Here is a 16,865-nt window from a genome sequence, read left to right on the forward strand (position 1 = left end):
AAAATACCCAGAGTCAATACGTTTATTTTTAATTTTCATAATTTTTGAAATTAATTGACTTTTAATTTCCATCCCCCTATACTCAGTATCAGAGTGAACATTTGTTACGTGAATGATTTTTTGTTGAAAGGTTGAGGAAGATGACGAACAATGATGCGTTCACTGAAAACCTCCTCGTCAAGGTCGCCTGGTATTATTACAAAGATAATCTCACCCAGACCGAAATCGCAGAACGGCTCCAATTATCAAGAAACAAAGTTGTTCGTTTACTCGAGCGCGCCCGTGCCGAAAATATCGTGCAATTTCATATCCAAGGTCATGGGGTCCATTGTCTGGAAATCGAACGTGACCTCGTCTCCGTCTTTAAGCTGCCTCAAGCCTTTGTCATTCCAACTCCTACTAATAACCTTAGCCGTTCCTTATCTAAAGCCGCCGCTCAATATCTAGAAAACTGCATTTCTAACAATGATTTGATAGGGTTCGGATGGGGCGAAGCCGCCTCGAGAACCATTGAAGCTTTATCCATCGACCCTGCCATCGAGGTATCTATGGTCACTCTGACTGGCGGTGTTAACTACTATTTTCACAAGCGCGATTACTCCATGGAGGGCGGCCTTGATAAATTTAAAGGCGGAATCCATGTTATTCCGGCGCCGTTTCTCGCCTCCTCGGAGAGAATGGCGAAAAATATGTTATCAGAACCTTCGGTGGAAAATATACTTGATTTGGCAAGTTTGTGCCACCACGCCGTCGTCGGGATTGGCGGTTTGTCCTCCGATTCGACGATCATCAAAGAAGAAAAGATGACCCTGAACGAACTGCTTTATATTAAAAATCAAAATGCCGTCGGCGACATTCTTGGCCAATTTTTTGATGCAAAAGGCGGGCTTCTGGAATTGCCGCACCATAACCGGTTAATCGGCACCCATCTTCATACATTGAAAAAATTAAAAAATGTCATCGGCGTGGCCGGCGGTCCGCATAAAGTGGAGGCCATCTTCGGTGCGTTGAAAGGAGGTTACATCGATACCCTGATTACCGATGAAGAAACCGCTGCTTCACTACTGAAAAAGGAGGCTGCTTTTTAAATGGAGTATATCCTGGTTTTTGATGCCGGCACTGGCAGTGTGAGAGCTGTTCTTTTTGACAAAGCGGGCAAGCAAGTGGCAGTCTCGCAATACGAATGGACGCATTTGGAAGACCCGCGCTATCCGGGCTCGATGGATTTTGATGTAAACCGAAATTGGGAGATCATCCAAACCTGCATCTCCCAGGTGTTGGAGCGGTCCGGCGTTCCCCCAAGCAGCATTAAAGCGATTAGTGCCACAAGCATGCGCGAGGGCTTTGTCCTCTATGACGAAAACGGAAAAGAAATTTGGGCGTGCGCCAATGTCGATGCCAGAGCGATGGCAGAAGCCAAAGAGCTTAAAAACGGCGACCCCTTGCTTGAGAAACGACTCTATGAATTATCCGGACAAACATTTGCCCTAGGAGCCCTCCCCCGTCTGCTCTGGATTAAAAACAACCAGCCGGAAACCTATGAAAAAGTCGCCTACCTAACGATGATCAATGATTGGATTCTCTTTAAACTCACCAATAAACTTCAAGTAGACCCCTCTAACGGCTGTACCACCGGACTTTTTGATTTGAAAAATCGCGCTTGGACACCAGCCATTGCCGAAGCCTGTCAGCTGAAAAACAACATCTTCCCTCCCGTAAACGAAGCAGGTATTCTACTCGGAACCATTCCCGAATCAATCGCTCATACTACTGGACTAGCAAAAGGCACGCCCGTTTTTAGCGGCGGCGGAGATGCCCAGCTTGCATCCGTTGGCGTCGGCGCCATTGGTGACGGCCAAACGTTTATATGCGGAGGCAGCTTTTGGCAGCAGGAAATCAACATCAAGGGAGCGATGACCGACCCTGACAGCCGAATCCGCGTGAATTGCCATGCTGTGCCGGATTTATGGCAGATAGAAACTATTGCCTTCTTCCCCGGCCTTGTGATGAGATGGTTCCGCGATGCTTTTTGTGAGCTTGAAAAAATGGAAGCCGCACAAACGGGCCGCGATGCATATGAAATTTTAGAAGAAAAGGCCAAGGACGTTCCTGTCGGTTCAAACGGCATTATCCCAATATTCTCAGACGTCATGGATTACATCTCATGGCGGCATGCAGCCCCCTCCTTCCTTAATCTCACTATTGATCCCAACAAAACCGGTAAAAAAGAAATGTTTAAGTCGATCCAGGAAAACGCCTGCCTTGTGACCTATGGCAACCTGAAGATTGTCGAGGAGGTCACCGGGCACTACCCTACGGAGGCTATTTTTGCCGGAGGTGCTTCCAAAGGTAAGCTTTGGAGCCAAACATTGGCGGATGTTCTTGGCATTCCTGTTAGGATACCTGTCGAAAAAGAAGCGGCCGCCCTCGGTACCGCGATTATGGCTGGGGTGGGGGCTGGTTTGTTTTTAGATCTTGAGACTGCTATTTCGGGGCTAGTGAAGTGGGAACGGGTTCACTATCCTAATATGGATAACCGTGCTCGGTATCTATTACTATATGAAAATTGGCGTGAGGTTTATGCCGAGCAACTGCGATTAGCCGATTCGGGAAAAACCAACCACATGTGGATGGCACCCGGGTTGAGTGTTTAATTTTTGAAAGGGGGTGAAACGGCAATGTTTCATGTGAACGAAGAAAACCTGGAATACCGTTATGGCACCCACGGGCCGAAGTACTTACGAAAAGGACCCAATGTAGATATTGGCGTGGTGTTGTTAAAACCGGGCGATGACCACGAAAACCATTATCATACGACCTGCGAAGAAATTTTCTATATCCTTGAAGGGGAAATGGATATTTATATAGACGGCGATCCTGTGCATGTCAAACCTGGCGATATGCTGCAGGTCCGGCCATTTGAAACCCATTATTTAAAAAATACATCCCCTGTGGATTTTAAAGCGGTGTTTATTAAATCACCGCATATCAGCGAAAGGGACACGGTCATTGTAGAAAATCCAAAGATGAAGGAGTGATTTTGAAGATGAATTGGGGATTTCAAAATAGAATGAGTCAAATCTTTCCGGGTGGCAAGGCGGTCATGCTGGCAATTGACCATGGCTACTTCCTCGGCCCGATTCACGGTCTGGAAAAACCGGGCGAAACCGTTCGTAGCCTGCTGCCTCATACGGATTCGTTATTTGTGACAAGGGGAACACTCGATTCCTGCATCCCCGCCGATGTCAATAAGCCAATGCTGTTGCGGGTGTCCGGCGGTCCGAGTGTGCTGAGCGACCTTTCCAATGAGACTATTGTGACGCCGATTAAGGAAGCGATTCGCCATAATGTGGTTGGTGTCGGGGTTTCAATGTTTATCGGCTCTAAGTATGAAACGCAGACGGTGGCAAATTTGGCGAATGTCGTTACCGAGGCCCACGAGTACGGGATTCCTGTGTTGGCGATTACCGCTGTTGGGCATGAACTAGAGAAGCGGGACGCACGGTTCCTAGGCTTGGCATCGCGGATTGCTGCTGAAATGGGAGCGGATATTGTTAAAACCTATTATTGTGAGGGGTTTGAAAAAGTCACCGGGACCTGTCCAGTGCCGATTGTGATTGCCGGCGGGCCTAAGTTGGAGACGATTAAAGATGCGTTGGAGCTTACGTTTAATGCGATGAATCAGGGGGCGGCGGGCGTTGATATGGGCCGCAATATCTGGCAATCGGAGTATCCGGAAGCGATGATTCAGGCGATTAACGGGATTGTGCATAAGGGACTGAAGGTTGGTGAGGCGCTGGAGTTGTATGGGCAGTTGACGGGGGTGAAGGTGGGCTAAAGTTGTTGCATTAATTGGTGTGGAGGGCAAAACCTGGCCCTCCCTTTTTATTTGGTCAATTTTCACTACATAGATTGTGCCTCTCACGACATAATTCATGGATCTCACTACATAATTTCCGGTCCTCACGACATTTTGGAATAAATAGCGTTAAAATACCCAGTTTTTCCATTTGCTGATTATATGAAACTATTAGACTCGTCAATTCGTCTTTTATAGTGATATAATTTTTCAAAAACAAGAAAGGAACTTCGAGCTTTGAAACGAAAAAGAAAAAGAATACGAATAAAACGAGTATTACCTTTATTAGTTCTCGTGATTACCATAGTGGTAATCTTTTATAATAATACGAATTCTGATACTCCGAAACCGGCGATTGCAAAGGATGTTCCAATGCCGACTGAACTTCATCCTGTCGTAAAGGAGCGCACCAATCAGTTAATCCAGCGGGCTGCCAAAAAAGGGATTGTCGTGGTCATTACGGATGGGTTTCGCAGTGCCGAGGAGCAAGACGGTCTTTATGAACAAGGCCGTACCGCAGAGGGAGCGGTGGTAACCCATGCAAAGGGCGGCGAATCTTATCACAATTACGGACTGGCGATTGATTTTGCGCTAAAGACGCCTTCGGGAGATGTGGTTTGGGACCGGGAATATGATCGGAATGGAAACTCGAAATCCGATTGGACCGAGGTCGTCCAAATGGCGAAAAAGCTGGGGTTTGAATGGGGCGGAGACTGGGCTAAATTCAAAGATTACCCTCACCTGGAGATGAATTTTGGTTTAACGATTGCTGACCTGCAGAATGGGGAAAGACCAGATTCCTCTTTGGTTGCGGGACCAAATTCAGGCGAATAGTGATTTTCACTATTCGCCTGCAGATGTTGTTATACTTGGTCAAAATCTTTAGTAGTACTAGTGTTCATTTATCATTATTGGGTACATTTTTCGTTTGAAGTGGATGGTTTTGTAAAATGGTTTCTACTTCTTCATATCCCTCTAGAAATGCAAAGTTATATCTAGCCGGCAGCGCGAAAACATATTTATCATTTTCTCCCAGCTTTGTTGGACCAATAGGTGCTGCTCCAATATGAAATTCCCCTTTTTCAAGTGAAGACCATTGATCAAGCGTAAAAATCATAATCGGAATATCCTGTCTCGGGTTCGCCTCCGTCCAACCTGGGTGTCTAATTAAAAGGATTTTTCCACTCTCGATTATTTTATTTTGTTCAGTAGATATACCTTCCCAAGTATCCGTTACAATCTGGTACCCCTCCCAACTTTTCGGTAACGCAAAGCTAAATCCATATTCTGTATTTTCATATAGACTAAGATCTGTTGATTTAGGATCAGCTGGGTTCTTATTATCATTTTCCTCTTTGTTTTTATCTATTGTCACAGGTTCTTTCGTTTGTTGCCCTGGCGTATTTGAATTAGAATTTGATAGTTTATCCTCAATAAACGGAATAGCTAGAACGGCGAATAACATGAAGGCAGCAACACTAGCTACACCTACTAACATCTTTTTCATTATTGCAGCTCCCCTTTTCTTGTTATTATATGAACTCGCAAATTGTAATAGGTTTTCATGGATTTTATCTTGGGTATCTTTTGTAAACTGTTTATCATAATCAGGTTCTGGTAATGAGCGAATTTTTCTCTCTACATCATCAAATTTCTCATCATTTTTCATAGAGAAAATCCTCCAGTACTTTTTTGTAGTGTCTTTAACGCACGATGATAGGTTATTCGAACCTTGTTTTCATTCCAATTCAAAATGGATGCTGTTTCAGATACAGTGAGTTCTTTAATCCCTCTAAGGATGATGACATCTCGATAATTTGTTTTTAAAGATTGGATTGCTTGATATAGGAGCCTATTATTTTCATTTAATTGGAGAATTTTCTCCGGTGTTTCCTTATCCGTTTGCTCCTCCTTGAACCAAATCGTTTGCTTCATCCTTAACCGTTTCCTTTTTCTAATTTCATCTATTCCCACATGGCGCGCAATCGAAAAAAGCCAGGTTTTAGGGCTTGATTTTCCCTGATAAGTATCAAAGCCTTTAATCGCTCGGATAAAAACTTCCTGCACCAGATCTTCTACATCACTTGACCCGATGTAATAAACTAAAAAGTGGTATATATCTTTGTTGTACAAGTAAAACCACTCCGAAATTGTGTTGCTAATCATCAGCTGGTCAACTCCATTTTTCCTCCGATTTTTAATCCCGCAAATTAGTCGAATTAGGGAATTATTTATTTCACTCTTCAAAATATTTATTTTCTTAGGTTAACACGAAAACTTACGCCAGGTTAGTGAAAAATTTTTATTTCACTATGTAAATAAAAGGAAAACCCCTCCTTCATCTCGAATAAAGTTAATAAGTATGATTATCGTTTGAAAGGAGAACGTTCATGTCCAATACGATTGTTGAAAGCGTTTACGGTAAATTGCAGGGAGAACAGATTGATGGTGTTTATTCTTGGAAAGGGATCCCCTTTGCAAAACCGCCGGTCGGCCCGCTTCGGTTCCGGGCTCCAGAGCTGCCGGATGCTTGGGAAGGTGTTCGGGATGCAACCACATTTTCCCCTGTTGCCCCTCAGACACAAAGAGAAATCATGGAGTTTTTCGGAAATGACGTCTCGAATGTGAGCGAGGATTGTCTTTATCTCAATGTTTGGTCTCCAGGAGCTGATGATAAAAAACGGCCCGTGATGGTTTGGATTCATGGTGGTGCGTATGTTTCCGGATCTGGTTCCAGCCATTGGTATGACGGTGCTTCGTTTGCTGCCCAAGGCGATGTCGTTGTCGTGACAATTAATTACCGGCTGGGGGTTTTTGGCTTCCTTCACCTTGGTGAAATTGGCGGTGAGGAATATGCCACTTCCGGGAACTGCGGCATCCTCGATCAGGTTGCCGCACTGCATTGGGTGCAGGAGAATATTGCGGCTTTCGGCGGCGACCCTAATAACGTAACCATTTTTGGAGAATCGGCGGGGGCCATGAGTGTTGGAGTATTGCTTGGATTCCCTTCTGCTCAAGGTCTTTTCCAAAAAGCAATCCTGCAAAGCGGCGCAGCCGCAAACGTCCATCCTCCTGAAACCGCAACAAAAGTAGCGGGCGCCATCCTAGCAGCTTTACAAGTAAAACCTACTAATCTGGAAAAATTGGAGGAATTACCAGTTGAACAGCTGCTTCAAGCTGCTGATGTTCTCCCGTCAATGAGCTTGGGACCGGTTGTTGATGGTGTATCCCTGCCAAAACATCCACAACTGGCGATATCCGAGGGTTCAGCAAAGGATATCCCAGTTTTGATTGGTACCAACAAGGATGAATTTAATATTTTCAGTGTCTTTGACCCTGAGTGGAAGGATGCAGATGAGGCAAAGGTCAAGGCGATTTTTGAAAAAACCTTTGGACCGCTCGTGCCGCTTATTGCAAACTTTAATCCTGAACCGCTAAGCCAAGACCTATTCAATAAACTGCTGACCATTCATATTTTTACATACCCTGCGCAAAAACTGGCAGAATTGCAGGGTAATCAAGGTGCTCCGGTTTGGATGTATCGCTTTGATTGGGAGACACCGGTATTTGACGGCGCCCTCAAAGCAACACATGCGTTAGAGATTCCATTTGTATGGAACACACTGGATAAGCCGAACACTACAAACTTTACGGGTACTTCGCCGGAACGCCAGTTGGTATCGAATCAAATGCACCAGGCCTGGATCAATTTTGCACGTAACGGTAACCCAAATACCGACGCCCTTCCTTCGTGGCCAAAGTATGATTTGAACTTCCGGCCAACGATGATTTTTAATCTGGAGAGTTCGGTTGTCAATGACCCTAACCGGGCCGAACGGTTGATATGGGAACAAGCGGCAATGGTAATGAAACCGTAAGTGGTTCTATGAAAAATGGAATCTTATAAAAGCAGAGCAGTGTGGATTTGAGAAACGCACTGCTTTTGTGCATTTATTTTACCCGCGAGCGTAGGAAAAGTGTGGTCCCGGTAAAAATAGGTGGTCTATTTTGCCCGTGAGCGTAAAAAAAGAGTGCTCTCGGTAAAAATAAGCCGGCTATTTTGACCGTGAACCCAAGAAAACTGTGGCCACGGTAAAAATAATGCCTTCTATTTTGCCCGTGAGCCCATGAAAACAGTGCTCTCGGTAAAAATAAAGACGGCTATTTTGACCTTGAGCCTAAGAAAAGAGTACTCTCGGTAAAAATAGGCCATCTATTTTGCCCATGAGCACATGAAAAGAGTGCTCCCGGTAAAAATAGAACGCCTATTTTACCCGTGAGACCAAGAAAAGAGTACTACCGGTAAAAATAGGACGGCTATTTTGACCTTGAGCGCAAGAAAACAGTGCTCTCGGTAAAAATAAAGGCATCTGTTTTGCACGTGCAGCCGGAATTAAAAAAGGTCCTGCCTTATAAAAGCCGGCGAGACCATTTATACGTTTCAAAAGGTACTGGTTTACCTGATGTGTGTTAATTTTAGCGCCATCTTATCTATGAAACTTCCAATCATGATACCTATTGTGTAACGAAGCAAATCCACCATCAGAAAACCATGCCCCAATACCAGCGCCCCGAGCACGGTGCCCCGAATCTGGTTAATCCAGCCGGCCTGATATAATTGGCTGAATTCAATCCCGAAACTAAAAATTAAGCTGAGCAACAGGGCGGTGAGAATTCTTTTCCGGAACAGCAAAAAGCGGAATCCTAAATATACCATCATGGCCCACAACGCATCCCCGGCGTTATCGGCTAGAAATGGCGGCAGCATATGGCTGTATTTTCTGGAGGCAAGGCCAAGTATAATAACCACCAAAATCGTTATTGAATAAATTACTCTTTTTTTAGAAAGCAATGGAATCACTCTTTTATGTTTTTTATAAGTATTAATACTAGAAACAAGATTTTACTACCATGGAGGCGTTATATGAATTTTAACATAGAGGAAGCGATTGAGGTCTTGGAGCGTACACCGAAAACATTGGAGTATTTTTTGTCTGGGATATCCAATGGCTGGCTTCAATGCAATGAAGGCGAAGGAACCTGGAATGCAAGGCAAGTTGTCGAGCACCTCATTGAGGCTGAGAAAACCAATTGGATACCGAGGTTGGAGTTTATTCTCGAGGGAAATAAGGATACAGCATTTCCCGAATTCGACCGATTTTCGCATCTTAAAAATGATTCTGAAAGATCGCTGAAGAATGTTTTTAGGGATTTTCAAGAGATTAGATCTATGAATATAACTAAGCTGAGATCACTGGTTGTCTCAGAAGTGCAGCTTGAATTAACAGGTTTCCACCCTGCATTTGGTAGGGTGCGGGTCCGTGAGCTGCTCTCTACATGGGTTGTGCATGATTTGACTCATATTTCTCAAATAGTCCGGGTAATGGCCAAGAGGTATAGGGCGGACGTTGGACCTTGGCAGAAGTATTTAGGAATACTTAATTTGAAGGAATAACAAATATATATAATGGAAAAAAGGCACCTCCCTAAAACGGAAGGTGCCCTTCATTCAATTAAACAACCATTTTATACGACCTTTGATGGATTTGTATTTAATGTTGATGGATTTTCATAATGTTTCGGACGAACTGCCAGCCACACTAAACCGCCGAACACAAGGAGAATCAAGCCGCAGACTTGGAATGCGTGATGGAAGCCGGCTGCCGGATTGGCTGAATGTCCAATCAGCCACCCTGTTACATATGGACCGGCAATGCCGCCCAGAGAGGTCAAAGCCATAAACCAGCCTTGAATTTTCCCTTGGTGTCTAGGTGAAACCAAGTCCACTAATATGGCTGGTCCCATAACAAGAGTAATACATCCAAATGTTAACCCGAGTGACAATAAGGTAATCGCTAAAATATTCGAGCTGACTAGTGTCCCCAGGAAGTAGCAGACAGCCCCTGCTGCCATAACAGGTCCAAGGACAAAAATCCGGCCTTTCACCATGCTGTTCGTCTTATGATAAATACGGTCCGAAATGGATGAGAACGTGATTTGCGATAATGTAATCATAATCCATGGCAGTGCCACCACGATACTTAATGTTTCTTTACTTAGATGGCGGACATTTTCCAGATAGTTTGGCAGCCAGTTTAGTCCAATCGTAAATGACCAATAAGTCGCAAATCCGCATAGAGCAACAAAGATAAAGTTTTTCGAAAATAGCACAGAGGTGAATTTTGATTCGTTCTGAACAGCTACGGAAGAGACAGTGCCTTTTGCTGGGGCAGGTTCCCCCTGTGTAATCGCTTTCTCTTTAGCGCTAAATAACCACGCAACAATCCACAGAAACCCAACTGCCCCTGTCGCGATAAATGCTGAACGCCAGCCAAAGTTCATAATAAGATGCATTAAAATCGGTGCTGATATCGCGACACCGAGCGGCCCGCCAACTGAAACAAGCGTTAAACCGATCCCCAATTTTTCCTTAGGCAAATACTTTGAAGCTGCTGTCATCGCCAAGGAATAGGATGGACCTTCCCCAGCACCCAAAATAATCCTTGTTACCAACAAATAAGTAAAACTGCTGACAAAGATGGTGGAAAATTGAACAATCGACCAAACAGCGACCATACCGACAATGACTTTTTTGGCGCCGATTTTATCCGCCAGGCTGCCCCCTAAAATAGCTGACAGAGAATACAGTAGGAAGAACACACTGCCCACCACACCCCATTGCTCTGGGCTTAGTCCCAGCTCCTTTATAATCGGAACTGAAGCAAACCCAATAATCGCCTTATCCGCATTACTAATCACCGTTAATAAAAATAATAGAAAAATAATGACCCATGTTTTTTTCGAAACTCCACTTTTCTTTTGCTCCATATACGGACCTCCTTCAATTTCTCATTTCTCCCATATTAAAGTGCTTTAATAAGGACCCTTCCACTCCCTTAAATGGAAAGGTCCTTTCCCCTTTTTACTTAAATGAAACTTCTACTTTCCCGATATGTGAAAATCCAGCCGTGAACCGATCCCCTTTTTCGGCCACAACCGCTGCGGAAAGTGCACCGGATAAAATCACTTCTCCCGCTTTCAAAACCACGTTGTACTCGGATAATTTATTGGCGAGCCAGGCGACACAAGTTGCGGGATGTCCCAAAACATCCGAGCCATAACCTGTATTGACCAGCTCGCCATTTTTGAATAATTTCATTTCAATCGATGGCAGGTCAATATCTGATACAGCATAGCGCTCCTCGCCAATGACAAACATTCCGCTTGACGCGTTATCGGCAACCGTGTCTGCTAAGGTAATCTTCCAATCGGTAATCCGGCTGTCGACAATCTCCAAAGCAGGAGCGATGTACGCTGTCGCTGCCAAAACATCCTCTACCGTAACATTTGGTCCAGTTAAATCCTTGCTTAGGATAAAGGCAATTTCACCTTCCACTTTTGGCTGGAACAAATCATCTAACAGGATCGTTCCTTGATTGCTTACTTCCATTGTGTCCAGCAAATGACCGTAATCCGGTTGATCGACACCCAGCAGCTTTTGCATGGTAACTGAGGTTAAGCCAATCTTCTTCCCGACGATTTTCTGCCCTGCTTGCACCTTTTGACCAATAATTTGCAGCTGGGCCTGATAGGCCTCATCAATTTTCAAATCAGGATACGTTTCAGTTAGCGGAGGGATTGATTTCTTGGATTCTTCTGCCTGCTTCAGCAGCTCGTAAACACGCTGAACTCGATGAATGACTTGATTACTCATTGAAAAAACTCCTTTAATTAAAAATAGAGCACTATTTGTTAGATTCAAAATCCTGTGAAACTATGAATCAACTCAATAGTGCTCTCAAATGTTGTCAGATTATTTTGCTGCTACCGCCGAGTCTTCCTGCTTGGCTGCTTCATTGTTGTTTTTTAATAAAAAGTCTGTTAAAACAGCGTTAAACTCTTCTGGTTTCTCCCATTGCGGCCAGTGTCCTGCATCTTTGATAACAACCAATTCACTGTTTGGAATCATATCCTGGATTGGTTTTGCTTCCTCAACAGTTGAAGTTGGGTCGTGATCCGTCCAGGCCAGCAATGTTGGTACGTTGATTTTGCCGCACCATGACGGATCCCAGCTATAGAGTTTGCGTACTTCGATATCCTGAAGGCAGACGATATGATGAACCGCTTCTTGATAGCTAGGCTGTGTATAAATTTTGTAGCGGGATTCGATCAGTTCATCAGTTACCTGGCTCTTATCGTACATTAACCACTCAAGTCTGGTTTTCACATTTTCGTAGTTTGCTTCCAGAACGGCTTTTAAAGTGGAATCCTTCAGCCGCTGCATAACTTCAGGCTTGTTATTGACGTTGCCTGGCGTGTTCAGCACCATTGCTTTCACATATTCCGGATGCTCGGCCGCAAACCAAGCAGCTACCCAGCCGCCTAACGATTCACCTGAAAGAAATACTTCTGATAAGCCTAATGCTTGAATCACGCCTAATAAATGCTCGCTGTAAAAATCAATGCCATATTGGCGGTCCGGCTTTGCTGTATAGCCGTGTCCGACCATATCGATGACAATGACACGAAAGTTTTCTCTTAAGCCTCTGATGTTTCGTGCATAGGCTTCAATATGACCACCTGTGCCATGCAGAAGAATCAACGGCTCCCCATTTCCGGATTCAAGCACCCTTGTTTTGATCCCATTCGCATCTACATAATAAAGTTTATATTCTAAATCAGCTAATTCTGTCCAGATTGTCATCTCGATCTCCCCTTGTGTAAAAATTTGCATGCAACTATTAAACGCTGACCTCTTGCTGGGCTGATGTGTTCGGCTGTTTCTGGTCAACCGGCTGGCTGAATTGAACAATCGCCATACCCGTTACCCATTCCGGAATCGGCTCATAACATGCCACACTTGCATCAAAGTTCTGCAATACGCCAAGCAGCACAAGCCAGTTGTGGATTTCCTGGCCGCCGTTACCCAAGTTCTCCTCGATAAATGCCGCACTCCAGTTTCTTAATGTGGTGTAGTCCTTCTCAGTCACCAAGCGCAAAAACTCCCGGTCAATCTGCTCATTAACAGGACCTGATTTAAGTTTGGTTACATTGGTTTCCCGCAATTTTAGATATTCGTCAAGCTGTTCAATTTCCTGGCGGCCATTTTTTAAAACATTCACCAAGAATTGGTCCTCCGGCTTTTCGCTCTCAATTTTCGGAATCGGCACCCAGTGAGATAAGCCGCCTGATGCGACAATCGCCACCTTCAAATCCTGGTCCCAAGATTCAATCGCTTTGCGGACAACTTCTCCGATTTGGAAACAACGGTCCATCGTTGGCAGCGGCGGTGCTGACGTATTGACCGCTATTGGAACAACTGGAATTTGCAAATCCGGATTTAAGAAATAAATTCCTTGCGTATGCCCGTGGTCGACCTTCATTTTTAAAGTAAACGCGAAATCAACGTCGTTTTCCAGGCTGGTGTGAAGAATGTGCTTCGCTAATTCCTGCTGGACCGGGATTTGGTACTTAGGGATCTGCCAGTCCCCCCAGCCTTCACATTCGCCAATTCCAATCGTAAAGGATGGCATATGGTCATAGAAATAACTGTTAAAATGGTCGTCAGATATTAATACAATCACATCTGCACCGGAATCTTCTAAATACCTTTTCATTTCAGACGCGGTATTAATGAACCTCTGTCCCTTTTCACCGGCCCCTGCTTCATTCGTCATGATCATCGGACTATGCGACATCGCGACACCTGCAACAATTTTAGCCATTTGCTTCCGCTCCTTTTCTATTCATAATTTTAAGAAATTCGTAATTTCCTAGATTGTGTGATTTCCTGCTGCCAGACAATTGAAAGCTTCCCTTTTAAAAATAAAGGAATCTCATCAGTAGATATGATTGTTGTACCATCCGTCATGACGGTCACTTCCTTACAAACTGCACCGCCCTTATTTTTTAACACGACCTGATAGCGGCCTGGACACGGGAGGGTGTAATGTTCTTGCGGCAAGAAGGTCTCTCCATTCCATTCGCACTCCGTCTCATAGTATCTGCCAAGAAACTCTGGAAGTTCTGCGACCTTCCCGCTTAACAGCCGCTCCCGAATGCAAGTGGAACTGATTTTTTCTCCCCGCAGCTCCACTTTCGCTACCTTCGTGACATCAATGAGGCCGCCGGAGTCCTGCTGCAAACGGTCTAAGTGACCGGCGCCGCGGGAGCCATAGGAAAAATCAAATCCGGCAACAGCGTGGACAACCTGAAGACCATTCAAGTATTCCGATACAAACTGCTCTGGCGAAAGACCCGCAAACTCTTGACTAAATTCCACAATATAAAAAGTATCGACGCCCATTTCCTGAAGCATTGCCTGTTTTTCCGAAAGCCCCATTAAATAATGGACGTGAACTTTTCCTTTTGAAATCACCGTTTTCGGATGGGGAAAGAAACTCATGACCGCAAGCCGCACCTGTTTTTCTTTCGCCTTTTGATGAGCAGCTTTGATAACTGCACAATGTCCTTGATGGAGACCATCGAAACAGCCAAGTGCCATAACATTCGGACTCGCCTTTTTCTGCCATTCTGCCAAATTGCGCTCGTTTAAATGAATCGTTTCCATAATGGTCTCCTCTCAAGGTTTTAGATTGAAACCGGCTGTTCAGCCACTAATGAACGGTATTTGCCGCTGTAGAAAATCAACGGCTCCTTGTCTTCAAGATGAATATCAGTTACTCTGCCAATAAATAAGGTGTGGTCGCCTTCCACATGCTCAGCGGATACCTCGCAGGCAACCTGTGCCACAGCCCCGGGCAATACCGGCTTTCCATCAAGGCGGTCAAAGGTAACTTCTTTATCTTTTAACTGACCAGCGAAAATCATGGATAATTCCTGCTGATCCGCAGCCAGGATATTTACTGTAAAAATCTTGCTTTCTTTGATTTTGTTCAAGATTTTAGCTTTTTCACCGATGGAAACTACAACGAGCTTTGGATCGAGCGATACTGACATGAACGCATTTGCTGTCATTCCGTGAATGTCCCCATCTACCTGGGTTGCAATCACCGTCACCCCAGTTGCAAACTTCCCCATTGCTGTGCGAAATTGACGATCATCCATTGAAAAAATCCTCCTTTTTAATGCTCTATTAAACTGACAATGATGTACTAGTAAAATTTATCCCCTGACGCCGCTCTCAAAGCCAAACAGTTCTTTGCCGTATGCAGCGACCGCATCTTCGTATAAAGAAGTTTTATGTGTAGCAACAGCCATGATATCACGTAAGAACAATTCCATTGGGCCGCCTTTATACAATGCGCCTCCTCCCAGGACCAACAGTGATCTGACGGCAATATCCACGCATAGCTTAATGGCTTTCGTACGAATCGCAAAGAATTCAGATGGTGGTGTTTGGCAGCCGTCTTTTTCATAGTCCACCAGCAAATCAATATATTTGTCCATCAAGCATTCAGCGACGTGGAAATCTGTTGTCATTTCGGCCAACACCCGCTGGCTTCTTGGTGACTCGCTTTCCCTTACGCCATCCATTAAGCGGACACGTTTTTCGGTAAGAGTCTTGAATTCCTTCAGCATCCGCTCTGCCCCGCCAAGTGCCATGTAGCCAAAGCCAATATAGAAGGATGGGAAAAATGGAACATGATAGAAAGGATATTCTGTATCATAATCATCTAAAGGCGGTCTTCTCGTCAGCTCCGCTTGATCCAGCCTTAAGATGCGCTCCATCGGCACATATACACTATCTGCAATAATTTGGTTGCTTCCTGAACCTCGCAGGCCAAACGTATCCCAATTATGGACGATTTCCACTTCGGAAGTTTTTAACATTGGCAGGCAGTACACCGGCTTCTCGGTGTCAGGGAACTGAATCATGACCCCGACTCCCACCCAGTCACTATAGTTGATTCCGCTGACAAAGCTCCACTTACCGCTGATTCGGTAGCCATCGCCATCCCGTTCCGCTTTTCCTAACGCAGCAAAGATATCGGCAATTAATCCGCCCGAATTGATGATTTCGTCTGCTCCCTTTTCAGGAAGAAATGCTGGAAGCATGTTGTGAAGCGGGTACAAATAGGTCAGCCATGCGGCAGAAATATTATAGTTCGCTACCTTACGGACGACCTTTGCGAACGTTTTCAAATCTGCCTGCGGGCCGCCATATTTTTTTGGAAGCATCATTCGTGCAATTTGTGTTTCTTTCATCAGGTCCACCACGTTTTGCGAAATGGTGGCGTTTTTTTCCGCTTCGGCTGCTTCCTGTTCAGCTAGTTGACCGATTCGTTCCGCACCTGCTAGTAAATCTTCTACGGTGAGAGTTTCACCTTTTACTAATTGACTTGCCATTTTCTACACCCCTTTAAATTTTTTAAAATTTTGTTATGGACCGTGTCCGTTGATAAATAAGGTTTGACATCGCTTACATTTGCAATTCGACAAAGTTTTTACTATTAACAACTTGTAAATAAAGTTTAATATAATTTCAAATATTCTAACTAGAACAACAAATGCTCATGTTTTTAAATTAAATAGACAAAAATTGTTCATTGGCGATCAGGCAGTAATTTGAGTAAAACAGAGCATGGAATTTTTACCGAACCGACCTTTGCTATGGCCACCCATCCCCTTTATTGGTTACCGTACCTGCGGGGTTTTCTCGGCTTCGGGCATCCATTCCCCTTATTGGTTACCGTACCGGCGGGGTTTTCTCGGCTTCGGGCATCCATTCCCCTTATTGGTTACCGTACCGGCGGGGTTTTCTTCGCTTCGGGCACCCATCCCCCTTATTGGTTACAGTATCGACGGGTTTTTCTTGGATTCGGGCATCCATTCCCTTTATTGGTAACTGTACCGGCGGGGTTTTCTTCGCTTCGGGCATTCATCCCCCTTATTGGTTACCGTACCGATGGGTTTTTCCCGGCTTCGGGCATCCATTCCCCTTATTGGTTACCGTACCGCCTGATTTCTCATGACTATGGGCACCCATACAAAGCAATAATCTATTCGCTCTTTCTTAAAGCAGTGTATAAGTGACAAAGCAACA

The 16,865-nt window shown here is 44.7% G+C and carries 18 protein-coding genes; 8 read left to right on the forward strand and 10 right to left on the reverse strand.

What is annotated here, in order from left to right:
* The first annotated feature begins 140 nt into the window (after nt 1-140).
* The 5 genes from ACFPA1_RS27000 to ACFPA1_RS27020 all read left to right on the forward strand — a co-directional run bounded on the left by ACFPA1_RS27000 (nt 141) and on the right by ACFPA1_RS27020 (nt 4,693).
* On the forward strand, nt 141-1,088 hold the full coding sequence (locus ACFPA1_RS27000) for a sugar-binding transcriptional regulator (protein ID WP_378587717.1): 948 nt from the start codon (nt 141-143) through the stop codon (nt 1,086-1,088).
* Nucleotides 1,089-2,654 carry an autoinducer-2 kinase gene (gene lsrK / locus ACFPA1_RS27005; protein WP_378587719.1) on the forward strand — a complete coding sequence of 522 codons (1,566 nt, stop codon included), beginning with the start codon at nt 1,089-1,091 and terminating at the stop codon, nt 2,652-2,654.
* 24 nt (nt 2,655-2,678) lie between these two features.
* The gene (locus tag ACFPA1_RS27010; protein WP_378587722.1) at nt 2,679-3,038 is read left to right on the forward strand and encodes a cupin domain-containing protein; all 360 of its coding nucleotides are present in this window, start codon (nt 2,679-2,681) and stop codon (nt 3,036-3,038) included.
* A gap of 8 nt (nt 3,039-3,046) precedes the next feature.
* Nucleotides 3,047-3,838, forward strand: a complete 792-nt coding sequence (gene lsrF / locus ACFPA1_RS27015; RefSeq protein WP_378587885.1) for a 3-hydroxy-5-phosphonooxypentane-2,4-dione thiolase — start codon at nt 3,047-3,049, stop codon at nt 3,836-3,838.
* 258 nt (nt 3,839-4,096) lie between these two features.
* Entirely contained in the window at nt 4,097-4,693 is a 597-nt protein-coding gene (locus ACFPA1_RS27020) for a M15 family metallopeptidase (RefSeq protein WP_378587725.1), read from the forward strand.
* Nucleotides 4,694-4,757: 64 nt separating this feature from the next.
* On the opposite strand, the gene ACFPA1_RS27025 is transcribed toward ACFPA1_RS27020, so the two are convergent.
* Both ACFPA1_RS27025 and ACFPA1_RS27030 read right to left on the reverse strand, forming a co-directional pair.
* The gene (locus tag ACFPA1_RS27025) at nt 4,758-5,528 is read right to left on the reverse strand and encodes a hypothetical protein (RefSeq protein ID WP_378587727.1); all 771 of its coding nucleotides are present in this window, start codon (nt 5,526-5,528) and stop codon (nt 4,758-4,760) included.
* Entirely contained in the window at nt 5,525-6,025 is a 501-nt protein-coding gene (locus ACFPA1_RS27030; RefSeq protein ID WP_378587729.1) for an RNA polymerase sigma factor, read from the reverse strand. Before ACFPA1_RS27030 ends, ACFPA1_RS27025 begins: the two co-directional genes overlap by 4 nt.
* Nucleotides 6,026-6,249: 224 nt before the next feature.
* On the opposite strand from ACFPA1_RS27030, the gene ACFPA1_RS27035 reads away from it, so the two are divergent.
* Nucleotides 6,250-7,737, forward strand: a complete 1,488-nt coding sequence (locus ACFPA1_RS27035) for a carboxylesterase/lipase family protein (protein ID WP_378587731.1) — start codon at nt 6,250-6,252, stop codon at nt 7,735-7,737.
* 578 nt (nt 7,738-8,315) lie between these two features.
* Here the strand turns inward: ACFPA1_RS27035 and ACFPA1_RS27040 are convergent.
* Entirely contained in the window at nt 8,316-8,720 is a 405-nt protein-coding gene (locus ACFPA1_RS27040; RefSeq protein ID WP_338088334.1) for a DUF2809 domain-containing protein, read from the reverse strand.
* A 63-nt stretch (nt 8,721-8,783) separates the two neighbouring features.
* On the opposite strand from ACFPA1_RS27040, the gene ACFPA1_RS27045 reads away from it, so the two are divergent.
* Entirely contained in the window at nt 8,784-9,314 is a 531-nt protein-coding gene (locus tag ACFPA1_RS27045; protein ID WP_213146310.1) for a DinB family protein, read from the forward strand.
* Between the two features lie 71 nt (nt 9,315-9,385).
* Here ACFPA1_RS27045 and ACFPA1_RS27050 read toward each other — a convergent pair whose 3' ends face one another.
* From ACFPA1_RS27050 to ACFPA1_RS27080, 7 genes are all read right to left on the reverse strand, one after another.
* Nucleotides 9,386-10,687 carry an MFS transporter gene (locus ACFPA1_RS27050; protein ID WP_213146309.1) on the reverse strand — a complete coding sequence of 434 codons (1,302 nt, stop codon included), beginning with the start codon at nt 10,685-10,687 and terminating at the stop codon, nt 9,386-9,388.
* 94 nt (nt 10,688-10,781) lie between these two features.
* Nucleotides 10,782-11,573, reverse strand: a complete 792-nt coding sequence (locus ACFPA1_RS27055) for a 2-keto-4-pentenoate hydratase (protein ID WP_378587735.1) — start codon at nt 11,571-11,573, stop codon at nt 10,782-10,784.
* Between the two features lie 99 nt (nt 11,574-11,672).
* A complete protein-coding gene (locus ACFPA1_RS27060) occupies nt 11,673-12,563 on the reverse strand; it encodes an alpha/beta fold hydrolase (protein ID WP_378587737.1) in 891 nt (296 codons plus the stop codon).
* Between the two features lie 37 nt (nt 12,564-12,600).
* Entirely contained in the window at nt 12,601-13,584 is a 984-nt protein-coding gene (locus tag ACFPA1_RS27065; RefSeq protein WP_378587740.1) for a hypothetical protein, read from the reverse strand.
* 29 nt (nt 13,585-13,613) lie between these two features.
* The gene (locus ACFPA1_RS27070; RefSeq protein WP_378587742.1) at nt 13,614-14,429 is read right to left on the reverse strand and encodes an adenylyltransferase/cytidyltransferase family protein; all 816 of its coding nucleotides are present in this window, start codon (nt 14,427-14,429) and stop codon (nt 13,614-13,616) included.
* Between the two features lie 20 nt (nt 14,430-14,449).
* The gene (locus ACFPA1_RS27075; protein WP_378587744.1) at nt 14,450-14,926 is read right to left on the reverse strand and encodes a flavin reductase family protein; all 477 of its coding nucleotides are present in this window, start codon (nt 14,924-14,926) and stop codon (nt 14,450-14,452) included.
* Nucleotides 14,927-14,983: 57 nt separating this feature from the next.
* Nucleotides 14,984-16,168, reverse strand: a complete 1,185-nt coding sequence (locus tag ACFPA1_RS27080; RefSeq protein WP_378587747.1) for an acyl-CoA dehydrogenase family protein — start codon at nt 16,166-16,168, stop codon at nt 14,984-14,986.
* 219 nt (nt 16,169-16,387) lie between these two features.
* Here ACFPA1_RS27080 and ACFPA1_RS27085 point away from each other — a divergent pair, with 219 nt between their 5' ends.
* Nucleotides 16,388-16,855: a hypothetical protein gene (locus ACFPA1_RS27085; RefSeq protein ID WP_378587750.1), complete on the forward strand. Its 468-nt coding sequence runs from the start codon at nt 16,388-16,390 to the stop codon at nt 16,853-16,855.
* Nucleotides 16,856-16,865 lie beyond the last annotated feature (10 nt).

This window comes from Neobacillus sp. GCM10023253, assembly GCF_042653105.1.
Classification (GTDB): domain Bacteria; phylum Bacillota; class Bacilli; order Bacillales; family Cytobacillaceae; genus Neobacillus; species Neobacillus citreus.